Annotated in this window: 8 protein-coding genes and 3 pseudogenes; 4 read left to right on the forward strand and 7 right to left on the reverse strand. The window is 62.1% G+C overall.

Annotation, left to right across the window (positions count from 1 at the left end; translation table 11 throughout):
- Positions 1–60: 60 nt before the first annotated feature.
- The 4 genes and pseudogenes from FJV83_RS35085 to FJV83_RS35095 form a co-directional block, all read right to left on the reverse strand.
- The gene (locus tag FJV83_RS35085) at positions 61–2,367 is read right to left on the reverse strand and encodes a S9 family peptidase (RefSeq protein ID WP_063169235.1); all 2,307 of its coding nucleotides are present in this window, start codon (positions 2,365–2,367) and stop codon (positions 61–63) included.
- Positions 2,368–3,034: 667 nt separating this feature from the next.
- Positions 3,035–3,266, reverse strand: a pseudogene (locus FJV83_RS37385) (IS5/IS1182 family transposase); the annotation flags it as partial.
- 86 nt (positions 3,267–3,352) lie between these two features.
- A pseudogene (gene fni, locus FJV83_RS35090) lies at positions 3,353–4,397 on the reverse strand (type 2 isopentenyl-diphosphate Delta-isomerase).
- An 88-nt stretch (positions 4,398–4,485) separates the two neighbouring features.
- A pseudogene (locus FJV83_RS35095) lies at positions 4,486–5,379 on the reverse strand (hypothetical protein); the annotation flags it as partial.
- Positions 5,380–6,281: 902 nt separating this feature from the next.
- On the opposite strand from FJV83_RS35095, the gene FJV83_RS35105 reads away from it, so the two are divergent.
- From FJV83_RS35105 to FJV83_RS35120, 4 genes are read left to right on the forward strand one after another with little or no spacing between them, the layout of a single operon-like run.
- Positions 6,282–6,578 carry a DUF2604 domain-containing protein gene (locus tag FJV83_RS35105; protein ID WP_024505654.1) on the forward strand — a complete coding sequence of 99 codons (297 nt, stop codon included), beginning with the start codon at positions 6,282–6,284 and terminating at the stop codon, positions 6,576–6,578.
- Positions 6,571–7,188 (forward strand): putative metal-binding protein, encoded by a 618-nt coding sequence (locus tag FJV83_RS35110; protein WP_024505653.1) that lies wholly within the window; start codon positions 6,571–6,573, stop codon positions 7,186–7,188. Before FJV83_RS35105 ends, FJV83_RS35110 begins: the two co-directional genes overlap by 8 nt.
- Positions 7,185–7,673 (forward strand): Mov34/MPN/PAD-1 family protein, encoded by a 489-nt coding sequence (locus FJV83_RS35115; protein WP_024505652.1) that lies wholly within the window; start codon positions 7,185–7,187, stop codon positions 7,671–7,673. The genes FJV83_RS35110 and FJV83_RS35115 overlap by 4 nt, the downstream gene beginning before the upstream one ends.
- Before the next feature lie 3 nt (positions 7,674–7,676).
- Complete coding sequence (locus tag FJV83_RS35120) at positions 7,677–9,236, forward strand: E2 ligase fold family C protein (protein ID WP_024505651.1); 1,560 nt, start codon at positions 7,677–7,679, stop codon at positions 9,234–9,236.
- 206 nt (positions 9,237–9,442) lie between these two features.
- Here the strand turns inward: FJV83_RS35120 and FJV83_RS35125 are convergent, their stop codons facing one another.
- The 3 genes from FJV83_RS35125 to rlxS form a co-directional block, all read right to left on the reverse strand.
- Complete coding sequence (locus FJV83_RS35125; protein WP_063169237.1) at positions 9,443–11,911, reverse strand: S8 family peptidase; 2,469 nt, start codon at positions 11,909–11,911, stop codon at positions 9,443–9,445.
- 17 nt (positions 11,912–11,928) lie between these two features.
- On the reverse strand, positions 11,929–12,915 hold the full coding sequence (locus FJV83_RS35130) for an ATP-binding protein (RefSeq protein WP_024505649.1): 987 nt from the start codon (positions 12,913–12,915) through the stop codon (positions 11,929–11,931).
- Between the two features lie 355 nt (positions 12,916–13,270).
- Positions 13,271–15,241: a relaxase/mobilization nuclease RlxS gene (gene rlxS / locus FJV83_RS35135; protein WP_063169238.1), complete on the reverse strand. Its 1,971-nt coding sequence runs from the start codon at positions 15,239–15,241 to the stop codon at positions 13,271–13,273.
- Between the last annotated feature and the right edge of the window lie 127 nt (positions 15,242–15,368).

Consider the following 15,368-nt stretch of genomic DNA (forward strand, 5'->3'; position numbering starts at 1 on the left):
GCTCGCGCCTCGCCCTGATTACAGCTGATAAGGCGAGCTAACAATTGCAAGAGCCACAAGCTATTCCAGCTCGATCGGTTTGGTGTTCCAGTCGGGCGGGGTCTGACCGAGAATGTTGCGAACGAAGAAGTCTAGGAGTTTGCGCTCGGTGTAGGTGCCTAGAGTATGGTGATTGGCACCAGGAACGTAGACCATGTCAAAATCTTTTCCTGCCTTGATGAGTCGATCGGCAAGCTGGAACGAGCAAAACGGATCGACATTATCATCCATTTCGCCGACCGCGATCATCAGCTTGCCCTGCAGCCTGTGAGCATTGTCAACGGCGGAGGATTGCGAATATTCAATGCCGACCGGCCACCCCATCCAAAGTTCGTTCCACCAGGTCTTGTCTATCCTGTTGTCGAAGCAGCCGTTTTTGGCGACGGCGACCTTGTAGAAATCGGGGTGAAAGAGCAGCGCGCTGACTGCACTCTGGCCGCCGGCGGATGCGCCAAAAATGCCGACGTTGGATATGTCGTACCATGGATATTGCGCGGCCGCCGCCTTGTGCCACAGAATGCGATCGGGAAATCCTGCGTCCTTCAGATTCTTCCAAGCAACATCATGGAAGGCGCGGGAGCGGTTGTTGGTGCCCATGCCGTCGATCTGAGCAACGACGAAGCCCAGCTGCGTGAGCGGCTCTGTCCACCGCGAGAAGGATTTTGGGACGAAGGAGCCGTGGGGTCCAGCATAGATATTCTCCACAACCGGGTATTTCTTCGTCGGGTCGAAGTTGGCTGGCAGGTGGAGCACGCCCCAGATGTCAGTTTTGCCGTCGCGCCCCTTGGAATGGAAACTGAGCGGCGGCTGCCAGCCTGCGGCGACGAGCTCAGAAATGTCGGCCGTCTCGATCTGCTGGAGCTTGGCATTGTCGCTGGCGCGGTAGAGTGCCATGCGCGGGGGCAGATCGATGCGTGACCAGAGATCGACATAATAGCGCCTGTCAGGCGAGAACTCGATATGGTGGTTGGCCGGTTCGGGCGTCAGTGCAGTCAGTCCCTTGCCGTCAAAGCCGATGCGGTAAGCATGGACCCAATAGGGGTCCTCCTGCGAGTTCATCCCGCTCGCCTCGAACCAGATCTGACGCTTGACCGGATCGACATGGTTGACCCTCCGGACGACCCACTCACCTCGCGTGATCTGGTTTTCGAGCGCGCCTGTCCGGCCGTTGAAAAGATACAAATGCTCATACCCGTCGCGCTCTGATGCCCAGATGATCTCCTTCCCGTCATCGACATCGTAACGGAAGATTTTTCCGGCATCCTCCTGGCCATGCCCCAGCGGCAAATAATCAACGAATGTCTCGCTGGTCTCATCGATCAGGGAGCGCCCGCGGCCCGAGGCGGCGTCTACCTCGACCAGGCGATAAAGCTGATGCCCGCGCTGGTTATATTCGAAAGTGAAGCCGCGGCTGTCCGCCCACCACCGGAGAGGGGAAAGTTCGAAGACGTTCGAGAAGAGGGCACCGTCAATCACGATCTGGCGCCGGCCGGCAATGTCGAACAGGACTGGCTGGGGCAGCGGAAGGACATCGCCCGGCCTGGGATAGAATTTTGTTGAATATTCCCGCTCCAACTGGTCCGTCGAAGAATTGAGGTAGCGGACCTCTCGCCTATAGCCGGGGCGAACAAGGTAAGCGGCGAGGTGGCGCGAGTCCGGCGACCAGCTCAGCGTCGAAAAGACGTAGCAATTGCCTTCGGCTCCGTCCCGGCTCAGAGGAACATCCTGCAATCCGTCCTCGCTGCGCAGGAAAACGTTGCAGTTCTTGATATAGGCGATCCATTTGCCGTCGGGCGACGCGTTGCTCTTGTCGGGGTTGTTCTCCGCTGGCGGCGTGTAGCGGTGGCTGAGCTCCCTACGGTCCCCTTTCCTTGCATCGAATGTGGTGCTGGTACAGTCATAGCTTGCAAGGTCGCAGCTCCACCGGGTGTCTTCAATCTGGAAGTCGAGCCTGCGACCATCCTCACTCAGTTCGAAACGGTCGAACGGAAGATTGCCGGCTTGATAGCTCTCATGGCTCACCTTGTTTAGCGCTGCCGCCAGACGCGCCTGATCGAAAGCGGGCCGCTTGAAACCCGTGGCAGCATCGACCTGCATGAACTGCTGCTCGCCGTGGCTAGTCCGGCGGTAGACGAAGGCTTCACCCCCGGTCAGCCAGAAAGGCATTTTGGGGACATTGACAGTGAGCCCGCCATATCGATCGTTGATCGTAAGTGCGCGCTTGAAATCGGCCGGCGCTAGCGTCGGGTGTAAACTTTTCGAACCCTTGGCCAGCGTCTGAGTTGCCGATCGCCATGCGGCGCGCGTCAAAGCGCCGATCCTGGACATACCTGTTCACTTCTTTCGGTTTTCGGAATGCTAATTTTGAAGTTGGGTTCTCGTCGCCGGTCTGCAGCAGCGCCGAAGCGTCGCCTTGGAGGAGAGCCAGCACGCGGGTGCAGCCAGGCACGCGCAACAGGGGCGCTCCTTGGACATCCAGGCACTGGTTCGGGTGCCGATTGAAGAGTTGGCGTCCGCCGCCGAAACAACCAGGAAAGAGCGTCCATGCAGCCCTGACGCGACTATTTCCCCGCGAGTATGGCCGCTTGCTTTTCTGCATCATCTGAAAGGTCCTGCTCTAGTCGGGCCGGATGTCACCCCGGCAGAAATCATTGTGCTATTTCGACAATCTCCGAGCGATTGCCGCCGGCCCATGACGAGGTTTACCGATAGGGCGCAATATGCGTGCCAAAGGAAAAGCGGTTTAAATACACGGCAATCCGCCTATGTCGCATCCCCAACATCGTCGCACACCGGACAATGCCGGACGAAATTGTCCCGGGGCGTCAAATTGGTTTGATGGTGACCCAAGGAGTTCTGGCTTTATCTGAGGCGTTCGGCCTTTTTCGAAAGCCGGACTCTTCGCGCGTTTCCGACGGCCCGAAGCGCCTGATCAAAGCTGACGGCATTCCCGGGTCTTGGCCTTGCCACAGCAGCACCTGCTGCATCAATTCCGACGGACGCTGTAGAACACCTGCAACACACGGCCCGCAGCAATTTCTCCGGCGCAACGCTGGGGCGACCGCCTTTGGCACTGCAGGCGTACATGCCGGAAAGGATGCCGTCTAGCCGCACCAGCGCTCCATTGATCATCAGCCGGTGCGGGCACCAGGATGACCGGCTGGAACGAAATCTTCCAACCGCTTCATCGTGAACAGCTGCTCCATGAACACATCGCTCCCGTCAATCGAGCCGTCTCGCCAGGGGGATCAATAGTCTGTCTTTGGCGTAGGTATTTCAGCAGCCTGCTGTTAGCGTGCGGACGACGCCGACATCAACCGGCGGACAAATGCGACGAGGGCAACAAGCGCGCCTGACGCAACGCCGCCAGATCAGCCGAGCCCGTGCAGAAGCAGGCGACGGCCAACTGGCGGATGACGATCTCGAAATGCGCGACAACGGCCCCGGTGGACACTGTCGCCGCGCCCAGCACGCTGGCCGCCTGCCCGGCGATGTCCGCGCCCAGGCGGATGGCCTTGGCCACGTCGACGCCATCGCGGATCCCGCCCGACGCGATCAGCTTCACCGTTGGCAGCGCCCGACGCACCGCCTGCACGCTGGTCAGGGTGGAATCCCCCAATCGGCGAATGACATCGCCACTGCACGGTCGGCGGCATTGCGGGCGCGCTCGCCCTCCACTGCGGCCCAACTGGTGCCGCCGGCGCCGGCGACATCGATTACCGCCACGCCCGCCTCGACGAGCGCACAGGCACCGAGGCGGACAGGCCCGCCCCCACTTCCTTGGCCACCATCGGCACGCCCACGATGCGCGCGGCGCCAGCGATCAGCGCCAGGACGCCGCGCCAGTTCGCGGTCGCCCTCCGGCTGTACCGCTTCCTGCAGCGGATTGAGATGGACGATGAGCCCATCGGCCTCCAGCGCGTCCACCGCGCGACGCGCCAGGTCCAGGCCGTCGGCCTCCCGCAGTTGCGCGGCGCCGATATTGGCCAGCAAGGGAATGTCTGGCGCCAGGCGGCGCAGCGCGCGCGTTAGCCCCTGGGAGTTGCGGGATTGCAGGCTCACACGCTGCGAACCGCACATGGCGATCCCCAAGGCTTGCGCTGCCTCGCTCAAATGCCGGTTGATGGCCTCGGCCCGTGGCATGCCGCCGGCCATAGAGCTGATCAGCAGCGGCGCGCGCATAGCCTTGCCCAGCAGCGAGGCGCGCAGGTCGATCTGCGTCAGGTCCAACTCGGGCAGTGCGCAGTGTTCGAGATGGATGTACTCCCAGCCAGCGGCCACCGTGGCCGGCGCCGTTCGCCGATCCAGCACGATGTCCAGATGTTCGTCCTTCCCCGGCTCAGGGCGGTGTCGCTCATGCTCGCTCCATCCGTAGCAGCGGGCGACGGCGTTGCGTCGGATCGAACCGACGGCAGCGCGCCCAAGCCGCCGCCTCCGGCGCGTCCAGGCCGACGCACGCTGGCCTCCCCCTGCAGCGTCGCTGCGATAGCGGCTGGTCGAAGTCTGGTAGTACTGCGCGCGGATCGCCGCCATCGCCTCGATCAACGGTCCCCACGGCGCGGGAAAGCATTCTTCCGCCATCACCCGGTGCAGCATGCGCGTATGGCCGGCCAACTCGTCGTTGAGGAACTCAACCACAGGCATAGCCGGATAGCGCTGCAGAAGCAGGATCGCCGCGTTATCGCCGGCCGACCTGTCCTTGTCGCGTCCATGCAGATCGTTCTGCAGGCGCCCTATCACTGAGATGAGCCGCAGGACCTGGCGAAACGCTGGACGCGCGCGCAAGGTCGCCATGTCCAGCCCCCACAGCAGCGACAGGCAACAGAACACGGTCCCGTAAGCGATCGAATCGATGCCGTTGTGCAGGTACTCGGCGTAAGACCAGCGTCGCGCCCCTGCCGCCTGCGCGTGTCCGGCGCGCAGCGCCGCGCAGTAGCACCGGGTATAGTCGAGAAGCCGAGCATAGTCGTGACGATCGTAAGCGAGCGCAGCCAGCGAAGCGCGCAGCTGAGCGCAGCCCTCGAATCCGGAGAGCACGCACGGTACGCCGTGCCCCAGCGCCTGCTCCAGGGCGGCGAGCTGCTCCGGCGCGATCAGGCCAACGTCGTTGCAATCGTCTAGCCAGAACAGCAGCGCCAGTTCGCGATAGAACGCCACGATCAGCGTTTCGTCCTGCGGATCGCGGCCGGTGCGGGCGCTGGTGTCGCGCAGGCTCGGGTGAATGCGTTGCAGGATATACTGGCCGCCCCTTACCGCTTCCTCAGCATGCTCATCCGCGAAACCGGTCAGGGCACGCCCCCACTCAAGCACCTGCTGCAGCGCGCGTTCGGTCTGGATCATGGCGCCGCCCCTGCTCCCTCGGCTACGACGCGCCGCCCACAACGAAGCGCCAGCCACAACCCGGCGAGACCGCATCTCCGCGCCATAACGGCGATCGCGAAGTTATCGATCCGATTGCCAGTTGCTGATGCAAGCTCTTGTGAACGGCCGTTAGGACCGGCCCGCAGCCTCGCCGGCAGTATCGAGCAATCCGCTTGCGCCGGCTCGCCATAGCAGGCGAGGACGGCAAGGTCGCCGGCGGCAAACGCACGCGAGCACATTGCAAGCGACATCCGCGAACGCGGCGCCGACTGGTCAGCCTCCGCCTCGGTGCCCGCATATGTCCGCGAGTCGAGCAGCGCCTTCGCCACGAAATGAGCAGAACGCCTTACGAGCATCGACCGCCGGCTGCTGCGCATGCGCGATGATGAGGCATGGTCTCGCAGCGGACCCGTTCCGACAGATGCTGCACCAGGGACGAGGCGACCTTATCCAACAAGGCACCACTTGCGCTGTTTGTGGAGACGAGCGTCGGCTGCATCCATGCGGCTGCTTGAGTGGTGAAGACTCTGAACGACGGTTCCTACGGCGCTGCCGGCGCAATCGGCTGCTTGGGGGACGCGTGACGCAGTCAAAGCTCCCCTTGCCAAGCACGGAGCAGGCGAGTGAGAGAGCAGATGAATAGGCGTGTCGCCAATATTTTTGCATTGCTCTAATCGATTATAGTTGTGAGGAGCAATTTGAGACCATTTACTTGCGGCTCAAGTCACCCATAAAAGAAGGCAAGCACCGATTCGGTAGCTTATCCCCTGTCTTTCGCGTACTCGCGGCCGTGGCGCCGGGTGAACGATTGAAGACCGCCGGTCTCACTCGCAGGTGGGCGCCAGGGCGTGGGGCGGTTGGCAAGCCACAGGAGTAGGACAATGTCGAAGGATTCGGGTAAGGGCGATAATCACGGCGGCGGACCGGGCAAGATCGAGATCACGGTGGTGGTGAACGGCCAGCCCACGCAGGTCGAAGCCAATCCCAACCAGCCGCTTCACGTCATTCGTACCAAAGCCCTTGAGAACACGCAGAATGTCGCCCAACCAGCCGAGAATTGGGAATTCAAGGATGAGGCCGGCAACTTGCTCGATGTCGACAAGAAGCTTGGCGACTTCGGTTTCCCGAATACTGTGACCCTGTTCCTCAGCCTGAAGGCGGGCGTCGCAGGTGCCTAAACACCAAAGTGTGGATCCGGAGGTCTCCCGAGCGAAGTTTGATCGGGAGATCGGCCGGTTCCGGCCATATGCTGATGTCTATCGGGCTCAGGGCTGCTTCTTGATCGAGGCGACCTTTCCGCGCGCTTTCTTCATTTTCGCCAGCCCCAAGTTAAAGCCACGGGTGGTCAGCGCAGCGAGCGAGGTCGACTTCACCGACTACGACTTAAGACCACCGTCCGTGGTCTTCGTCGATCCGTTTACGCGTCATCCGATTGCCCGGAAAGATCTATACCTGAAAATGCTTAGACGTCCGCCGCTGCCCGGAACGCCGCCGGAGATGATAGGAGCTCTCATCCAGCAGAACGCCGTGCCGCTGACGGACTTCATCCAGGCCAACAGTCCCGAGGACGAACCATTCCTGTGCATGGCGGGCGTCCGGGAATACCACGACAATCCAGCCCATTCAGGTGATCCATGGCTGCTTCATCGGGGTTCTGGCGAAGGCTGTTTGGCCTTCATCCTGGACAAGATCATCAAGTACGGAATCGTTCCTATAGAGCAGTTGCAGATTCAACTCCAACCGACAATCGTAGGAATGGTGGTATCCCCTCAGGCGATACAAGAATGACTGGTTTGAGAGATGTAACGATCGTGACTCTCCCGCGCGGCTGCATCTCGACCACGCATGGGCATCTGCGCTCAGTTGGTCGCGAGGGCAATGAGGGGATGGCGCTCTGGGTCGGCGTTCAGCAAGAGCGGCACTTTGCCGTAACAGAGACGGTTATCCCGGCGCAGCGTCACATTCGGACAAACGATGGCGTTTGCGTGATCGTTGCGGCCGAAGAACTGCACCGGCTCAATGTCTGGCTCTACAAAAGCGGCCTGAAACTCTTGGCCCAGATTCACAGCCATCCGGGCCGCGCCTACCATTCGACGACGGACGACGCTTATGCGGTTGCTACCACGGTTGGGTGTCTGTCGCTGGTAGTGCCGAATTTCGCCCGCGAGCCTTTCGATTTTGCTCGGGTCGCCGCCTATCGGCTTGACGAAAAGGCCAAATGGAATGCGCTCCCTCCCGCGGCACTGTCGCGAATGATCATGATATCGAGTTGAACAATGGCATTCGCTAACTTCATCGATCGCGCCGCCACGGCGGCATCTCAGGTCCTGGCCGATTTTCATCTGGGAGACTTCAAAGCAGCTCTTGAAAAGCAGGTCGTGGCAGTCGCCTTCGACCATCAGGCCGCTTCCTGCGCCGAAGGCCAGGCGACACTAGATCTTGCGGTGAGATTGCTCGCTAGGCTCTACCCGGTTCTGGCGATACTCCCGCTGGACAGCGCGGCGAGCTCTCAAGCCCAAGCGCTGGAGCGCTTGGCAAAGTCGATCAATCCAAAAGTCGGCATCCGGCGTTCCGGCAAGTCTGCCACCGTCTGCGTCGTTGCAGGGGTAACGCGCCCATCACTCCGGTGCCCGATCTTTTTCGTGGGATCGGACGGTTGGGCGGCAAAGCTGTCGCGTACGGACCCGGTGGGCTCTGGCCCAAGTCTGCTGCCTTATGGAGCTGGCGCCGCCAGTTGCTTCGGCGCCGCCAACGTCTTTCGAACTATCTTCGCTGCCCAGTTGACCGGCGCCGAGTTGGACGAAACCATCGACCTCTCGCTATGCAGCTACGACAAGACCAAAGCCGGAGAGCCTGGCCCGATCGACTTCCCAGTCGACCTTGGCGAAACCCACCTCGTTGGGCTCGGTGCGATAGGCCATGGCTCGCTTTGGGCGCTAGCGAGACAACCCGATCTCAAAGGTCGTCTGCATGTAATCGATCACGAAGCGATCGAACTCTCAAACCTGCAGCGCTACGCATTGGCTGGCCAGGCGGAGATTGGTATGTCCAAAGCGGTTCTTGCAGCCACCGCCCTTAGATCGACTGCCCTTGAGGTCGAGGCGCACCCTCTGACGTGGGCAGAATATGTTGCGCGCCGGGGCAATTGGGTCTTCGACCAAGTGGGTGTGGCGCTTGACACCGCCGCCGACCGTCTGGCTGTCCAAGGTGCACTGCCGCGATGGATCGCAAACGCTTGGACGCAGGAGCACGATCTCGGTATCTCCCGGCATGGTTTCGATGACGGCCAGGCTTGCCTTTGTTGCATGTACCTGCCATCCGGAAAATCCAAGGACGAGCACCAGCTGATTGCCGAGGAACTCGGAATACCGGAAGCACACGAGCAGGTGAAAACGCTCCTGCAGACCAATGCCGGAGTTCCCAACGACTTTGTAGTTCGCGTGGCTACAGCGATGGCTGTGCCGTTTGAACCGCTAGCCCCGTTTGTCGGCCAGCCCCTGCGCTCCTTTTATCAGCAGGCTATCTGCGGCGGTCTGGTGTTCCAGCTTAGCGAAGGAAGTCGCCGCGTTCGAACTGTGGTTCCGATGGCCTTTCAGTCGGTGCTTGCCGGGATTATGCTTGCCGCGGATTTGGTCAAACATAGTGCGGGGTTTCCCATGAGCCCGACGACGAGCACTCGGGTGAATCTTCTGCGCCCCCTTGGCTCTCACTTGCACGATCCGAAGGCCAAGGACTCCAGCGGCCGCTGCATCTGTAGCGACGACGATTTCATTGCCGCTTACAGGCGCAAATACGGCGAGCGCGTTGATCAGGTAAGCGATGTCTCGGCCGCCTAAACAGACGCGCACCTCTCCGTAGACGCAGGGGGCGCGGCTTGTGGGCGTGACCATGGGCGCCATTATCACACGCTTGGCCCGCTCCTTTGCCGGCCTATCGTCCTCCGCGCATGATCCCTGTTGCCGACGTGATGATCCAGCACCAGCCGCCATGGCACCAGAGGCTGGTCAAACCTCCGTTGTTGGCCGATTTGGACAGTGCTGCATCAGGTCTCGACCGACGTCTCGACAGTCAGGGCTGCTTCGACGGGTGTGAAGATGTCAACATCGACCCCAGGCGCCCGCATCGTCACAATCAGGGCGTACCGAGCCAGAGCGTCGACGCGTTCCAGGTAAGGCTTCTCCTTCCACCAGCCCCCGACCGGGAACACGCCGATCGCATCACGCTCGGCGAGATCGGCGGCGCTGCCCGACCAGAAATCGGCGTGCAACGAGCCGCGATCGCGGAAGGTGCCGAGCAGCCACTCTTCTCCGCCTCCAGCAGGCGCCCCTTCCTCCTCGTCCCGAGCGGCCTGATTGATGCGGGCTCGGAATTCGTCGACTGTCTCGGTCGCTGACTTTACTCTGAACCGAAGACCATGGGACGCGTAACGATGCCGGCGGGTCCATCCGCGTTCACCGGGGTTGGGTTCGATGAAATAGGACAGCGTGACGCGGAGCTCGACCTGGGCAGCGCCGAGCGCCGCGAGCTGCTCCTTCGGCCAAGGCAGGCGATGCAGCTTCATGTCACGCGTTTTGGCAGCCGCGCCGCCCTCGCGCTGGAAAGGCTGAAGCTCATCTTCAACGATAAGCGTGAGGTCGTTCACCGTTGACAGAAGCGCGCGCCCAAGATCTGGCACGCCGTAACCATAGCGCCGCACGAGCGCCTGGATCTCGCCCTTCGCTCCGTTGCACGCATCGATGCGTGCGCGCATCGCCGGAGTCCATTCGGCCGAGTGGACGATCAGGGCGCGAACCGTTTCAGGCCACAGCTCGGGGCGCGCTGATAGAATTAGTCCCGCCATCCGTGCGGCATGGGCCGTTGCCGCGCTCGTATCTCCGAGGGTGGTGAAGTGGCGCAGTTCGGGTCGATAGAAAGTGGTCAATATCTGCAGATCGTCGATCGGCTCGCCAGGCAACACACCGTCATGGGCGAGATTGCCGCCTTCGAAGACGACCTCGGGCTTCACCGGCCACTGCCTGTCCCAAACGACCGAAGTGCGACTGCGCGGCGAGAGCTCGCCGACCGGCGCGATCGGAGCGTAGCCCGCAAAGTCGGTGTCAATGATATCGACCTTTTCTGTGAAAGCGCCGACCGTCAGCGCATTCCAGGCCTGAGAAGGATCATCGACTGCTTCCAGATCGTTGCGCGTCAAATGCTCGGCCGGCATGAGGTCATCGCCGATGTTGCCGGCAGAGAGAACGATCAAGCGTCGCTGCTCCTCTTCGAAACAGAGTTGGTCGATAGCGGCAGACCACGATGTGGGCCTTCCACGCGCCGGACTGGCGCTTGTCACAGCCATTGCGATCGCGCGGCGGCGCTCCGGCGCCTGCACCTCGGCGCGGGCGATCGCTTCCGCGGTGATCGAGCCATAGAGTTCTGGATCGTTTGCCTCGTCTTCTGGCGGAAGGATACGGACACTCTCCAGCCGAAAGGGCAATGGAACTGGATCGCCTCCGACCAGGAGCGGGACCAGATCACCGTACAGGCCGACACCTGCCATTCGCGTCCCGTGGCCGCTCCACGCAGGTGTGTCGTCGCTGCCCCATGCCGGTTTGACGGTGTGCCAGTCTTCAACGGCAAGTGCGGGTTCGATCAACGGGTGGGTGCGACGTACGCCGCTGTCGAGAATGCAGACCGCAATATCGGATTGAGGCGGTCTGACGCGCCCGAGAAGCTCGTCGCTCCAGTCCCTTTGCTCCGCGCCGCCAAGGCCCATGAAGAAGGACGGCGTATCCTTCGCGCGCCGCAGCTCGGCGACGACATCGCTGTGCGCAATCATGCGGTCGAGCATTGCCGTGCTGGCGAGTGCCAGCATGACCACCCGCTCCGGAAACCTGACCGCATGCGTGCGCAAAGTGATGTTCAGGGCTTCGGCAATGTGCTCGAAGTTCTCGCGGCGACCGTCGCGCAGCCAGACTTCCCACCACACCTGCTCGTCAGCGGCCTGGGGGAAGAGGTCGTCGTGGTCGGTAAACAACGATCGTGCAGTCGCCAGCCTGACTGTCTCCATGCGGGAGACGAGCGGCTCGTTGCGCGGTCTGCCGCGGTCAGTGTCAACGTCTCGATACGCCTCGACTTTCCGCAAATAATAGGCTTGCGCGCTTTGCGGCAGGAACACCGACGCTGTGATGGGAGCACCGGGTTGAGTTGGCTCATGGACGGCGACCAGCTCCATGTGCTGGCGACGATCGGCCAACTGGTCGAGGGCCGCCCGTCCGGACATGGGCAGATCGATCTCGAGGTAAAAGCCAGGCGTGCCGACCGACAGCTGGGGGTCACGCGCCGCAATCTGCTGGCGTGCACTTTCGACCGCTTGTTCGATGGATTGCGTCAAGGCCGCAGCATGCGACGCCCGATCACGCGCCGGCAGCGGCGGTGCATGTATAAGTTGGTTGGGCCGCCGATAGGCTTCCCGAATGCCGTTGTTGCGAAGGTGGATATGGGCGCGGTCGCGCGGAAAATCGTCTGCCATTATGATCTGTGCTGTCGCTACTCAGACAGCGAAGCCTGCCGGCGTTCCTTCAGAGCGTCGATGAGCGCTTCCGAGGTGATCCGCTTCCCCCCCCGCAATATGATGGTTTTTGCAGCGTCGTCGGCCGCGCGGGTGATCTCGGCCTGCGACAGTCTCTCTGCCTGAGAGATCGCCTCGTTCCAGGCAAGCCCTCTGGTGTCGAAGCGGTCGAGTCGAGCCCGAAGCAGCGCCTCGATAATCGGCCGATCGGGCACGGCGTATTCGATGACATCGTCGAAACGGCGGAACAAAGCTCTGTCGAGCAGCTCGGGATGATTTGTTGCCGCAATAATCAGGCTGTGGCTGTCGTCTTGCTCGAGAAACTGCAGAAACGAATTCAGCACGCGCCGAATCTCGCCAACATCCTGGCGTTCGCCTCGACGCGCGCCGATGGCATCGAATTCGTCAAAGAAGTAGACGCCCCGCGTCGCCTGCATTGCATCAAAAACAAGCCGCAGCTTTCCGGCAGTCTCTCCCATGAACTTGGTGATCAAACCATCGAGGACGATCATGAAAAGGGGCAGATGAAGCTCCCCGGCCAATGCCGATGCGGTCATCGTCTTGCCTGATCCTGGCGGGCCGACCAGAAGCAGTTTGCGACGGGGAACAAGCCCGTGCTCGCGCAAGCTTGCTTGTTGGCGCTGCTCTCCCAGCACGCGGTGCAGGCGCGAGCGCAGACTGTCCGGCAAAATCATGTCCGTCAGTCGCAGGTCCGGATAGCGCACATGCAGGAGGCCTGCGAGTTCGCCCTTTGGCTGAAAAAGGGGAACCGGCCGACTGCTCTTGGCAATCCGGGCGTCCCTGCTCTTGGCTGCGTCGACCAGATCCTTGAGCTCCTGAGCAAGCTTGCCATGGCCTTGACGTGCCTCATGCGCAGCAAGCTGCATCGCGATAGAGAGGAAACGATCCTCGTCGCCGGCAATGTGGCTTTTAAGCAGCGTCACGATATGGCGGGCCGTGGTCATGGCTCTCTTCTGGGGTATCCGTTTACTTGGCGAAGCGCATGCAACCTAAACGCTTTCAACGGCGATTTGTAACGCGCAATGGTGTTTTTTCTCTTGTCGATGTTCGCCCGTGGCAACTTCAGCGGTGAACTGTTGCGCCGCGGTCATAGGCCAGCCGGAATAACGCCGGCCAGCAGACAACAGTCCGCATCTTCGAGCGCTCGAAGTCTGGCCACTCACGCAGCGTGTCGGGTCCGAACGCTCCAAAGCCGCCCCGCCTGGCAGGTCCATGCGACCGATTGCGGGCGTGCGGCCATAAGGTCTACGCGGGCTCGCATGGCTGCCCGCGCCGCTGGCTAAAAAGCTGTACACCATCTCACGAAACACCAGGTCCGCTCCTTTGCCGGCCGACGGTCCATGAAATCCCCTCCCCACTCACGACACCGGAGACCTCCTTGCCCACATGGCGCTCAAGCACCGGCCGCCATGGCACCAGCGTGAACTCGCGCGACTTTTCAACGACGGCATATTTTCCGCTGGCAAGCTCGACGGAGCGGCGGAGCGTACCCTCTACTCGTCCTCCGAATCGCGCTTCGGCATAGGGCAGGCCAAGTTCCTCCGACAGTTGGCCAGCAACACGGTTCAGTTCTCGCTGGCGCAGGATCGAAAGCATGTTGGCTCGATAGACGATCCCATCCTGTTCTTTATGCGCGAGGCCTTGCGCGATCAGCCACTGCCGCCGGCGAGCTTGCGCCTCTCTCACGTCGCGGCCGAAGCCGGATCCGTGCAAAGGCTCGGGTCTATCGGCAACCAGCTCCCGGTCGAGCCAGGTGGCGCCGTTGAAGCTGACCTGTCGCTCCAGCGCCATTGAGGAGAGCTTGTCGGCAACGACAGGCTCGGCCCTGGCCCGCTGGCCCTCATAATTCGCGACGCGATCGAGATGGTCCGGCGCGATGAGCCAGGTGCCGTTCGGCTCTCGCTCAACGCCGCCGGTCGCGCGGCGGATCGCCTCCAGCCGCCGCACATGCGTTCGCGCAAAGCTCTCGGTGGCGGATGGGTCATGCTTCAGGTGCATATCGACGTCGTAACGGCCGCCATGCGCGGCGGCGATTTCGGCGATGGTACGATCGACCTGCCTCGGCTCGGTGTTCCTTGGCGCGACACGCACGATGCAGCCATTAGGCATCGTTTCCATCGCCTCGCCTCTACCGATGTTGATCCAATGGCTCTTACCGTCGACGGCGTCGACGATCATGTAATGGCGGTCATTGATCTCGTCGGCCAGTCCACGCGCGACAACGCGACCGACGAGAGACTGGACGGGCTCGCCGGATCGATCGTGGATCACCCAGTCGGCGGCCCTGCGGGCAAGCCCCTTGCCGGTCAGTTCGCGGTGCATGGTCTTGATGATGTCGCCGCGTTCGCCGGTGCGGCGCAGCGTGGCTTCGAGCTCATCGTCGAGGCGCCAGGAGCCAGCGCCGACCTCCGCGGCCAGACCCATCCGCTCGAGCTTGCGCAGCCGTCCCTGGTGCAGCGTCTGGCGAATGGCGTCGGGACCGCCCGGCGAGACCAGGCCGTCATCATCACGCATGCTGAGCAGCCGACGGTCGATGCTGGTGAAGCGTTCCTGCTCCATTTCCCGGCGCAGGCGAAGCTCAATCTCGCGGTCGGTTCGCGGACCGAGATCGAGGCTGACCAGCTCGGCCGCCCGCTCGCGGATGCCAGATGAGATATATTCGCGCGCGATGACCAGGTTCTCGCCACGGTCGTCCCTGCCACGGACGATGATGTGGCTGTGCGGGTGGCCGGTGTTGAAATGATCGACCGCGACCCAGTCGAGCTTCGTGCCGAGGTCTTCCTGCATCTGCGCCATGAGCCGCCGCGTCAGCGCCTTGAGGTCGTCGTACTCGATGCCGTCTTCGGCAGCGACGATGAAGCGGAACTGATGGCGGTCGCCGTCCGCGCGATCGATGAACGCCTTGCCGTCGACGCGGCCGCTGTCGGCGCCGTAGAGCTCGCCAGGTTCACCTTCGCGGGTGACCCCGTCGCGCTGAAGATAGCGTAGATGGGCACGCGCCCCGTCCGCGCCCTTGCCGGCGAGCTTGACGACCCGCGCCTTGACGATCACCCGGCGCTGGCGGAAGGCGGCATACCGGTCGCGCGATTTCAGCAGTGCGGCGGCCGCCCCGCCGCGCCCTGTCCGGCTTCCTGTGAAGCGACCACCGCGTTGCGGCCGGCCGCCAGCCCGGTTGATCGCCGCACGAACCTGGCCGGCATAGCGTTTGCCGGCCTTCGAGCCGCGCGACCCGATTTTGCCGAGCTTCGGCCTGAACTCGTCATCCTTAATGCGAGCCTCCCAGACATATCAAGCAAAATCAGACACTTACACGTCAAACCCTCTTGGCACCGGCGGCAGCCTCCCGGAAAAACGATGTGCAGACAAAGATTTAACCGCCTCCTGGAGGCGGTACCTT

The sequence above is a fragment of the Mesorhizobium sp. WSM4307 genome (assembly GCF_007003945.1).
Lineage (GTDB): Bacteria > Pseudomonadota > Alphaproteobacteria > Rhizobiales > Rhizobiaceae > Mesorhizobium.

Bases quoted from the DNA above. Each gene is read 5' to 3' on its own strand.
- FJV83_RS35115 (WP_024505652.1), top strand. From the start codon at position 7,185: ATGACTGGTTTGAGAGATGTAACGATCGTGACTCTCCCGCGCGGCTGC.
- FJV83_RS35120 (WP_024505651.1), top strand. From the start codon at position 7,677: ATGGCATTCGCTAACTTCATCGATCGCGCCGCCACGGCGGCATCTCAG.
- FJV83_RS35085 (WP_063169235.1), bottom strand. From the start codon at position 2,367: ATGTCCAGGATCGGCGCTTTGACGCGCGCCGCATGGCGATCGGCAACT.
- FJV83_RS35105 (WP_024505654.1), top strand. From the start codon at position 6,282: ATGTCGAAGGATTCGGGTAAGGGCGATAATCACGGCGGCGGACCGGGC.
- FJV83_RS35130 (WP_024505649.1), bottom strand. From the start codon at position 12,915: ATGACCACGGCCCGCCATATCGTGACGCTGCTTAAAAGCCACATTGCC.
- FJV83_RS35125 (WP_063169237.1), bottom strand. From the start codon at position 11,911: ATGGCAGACGATTTTCCGCGCGACCGCGCCCATATCCACCTTCGCAAC.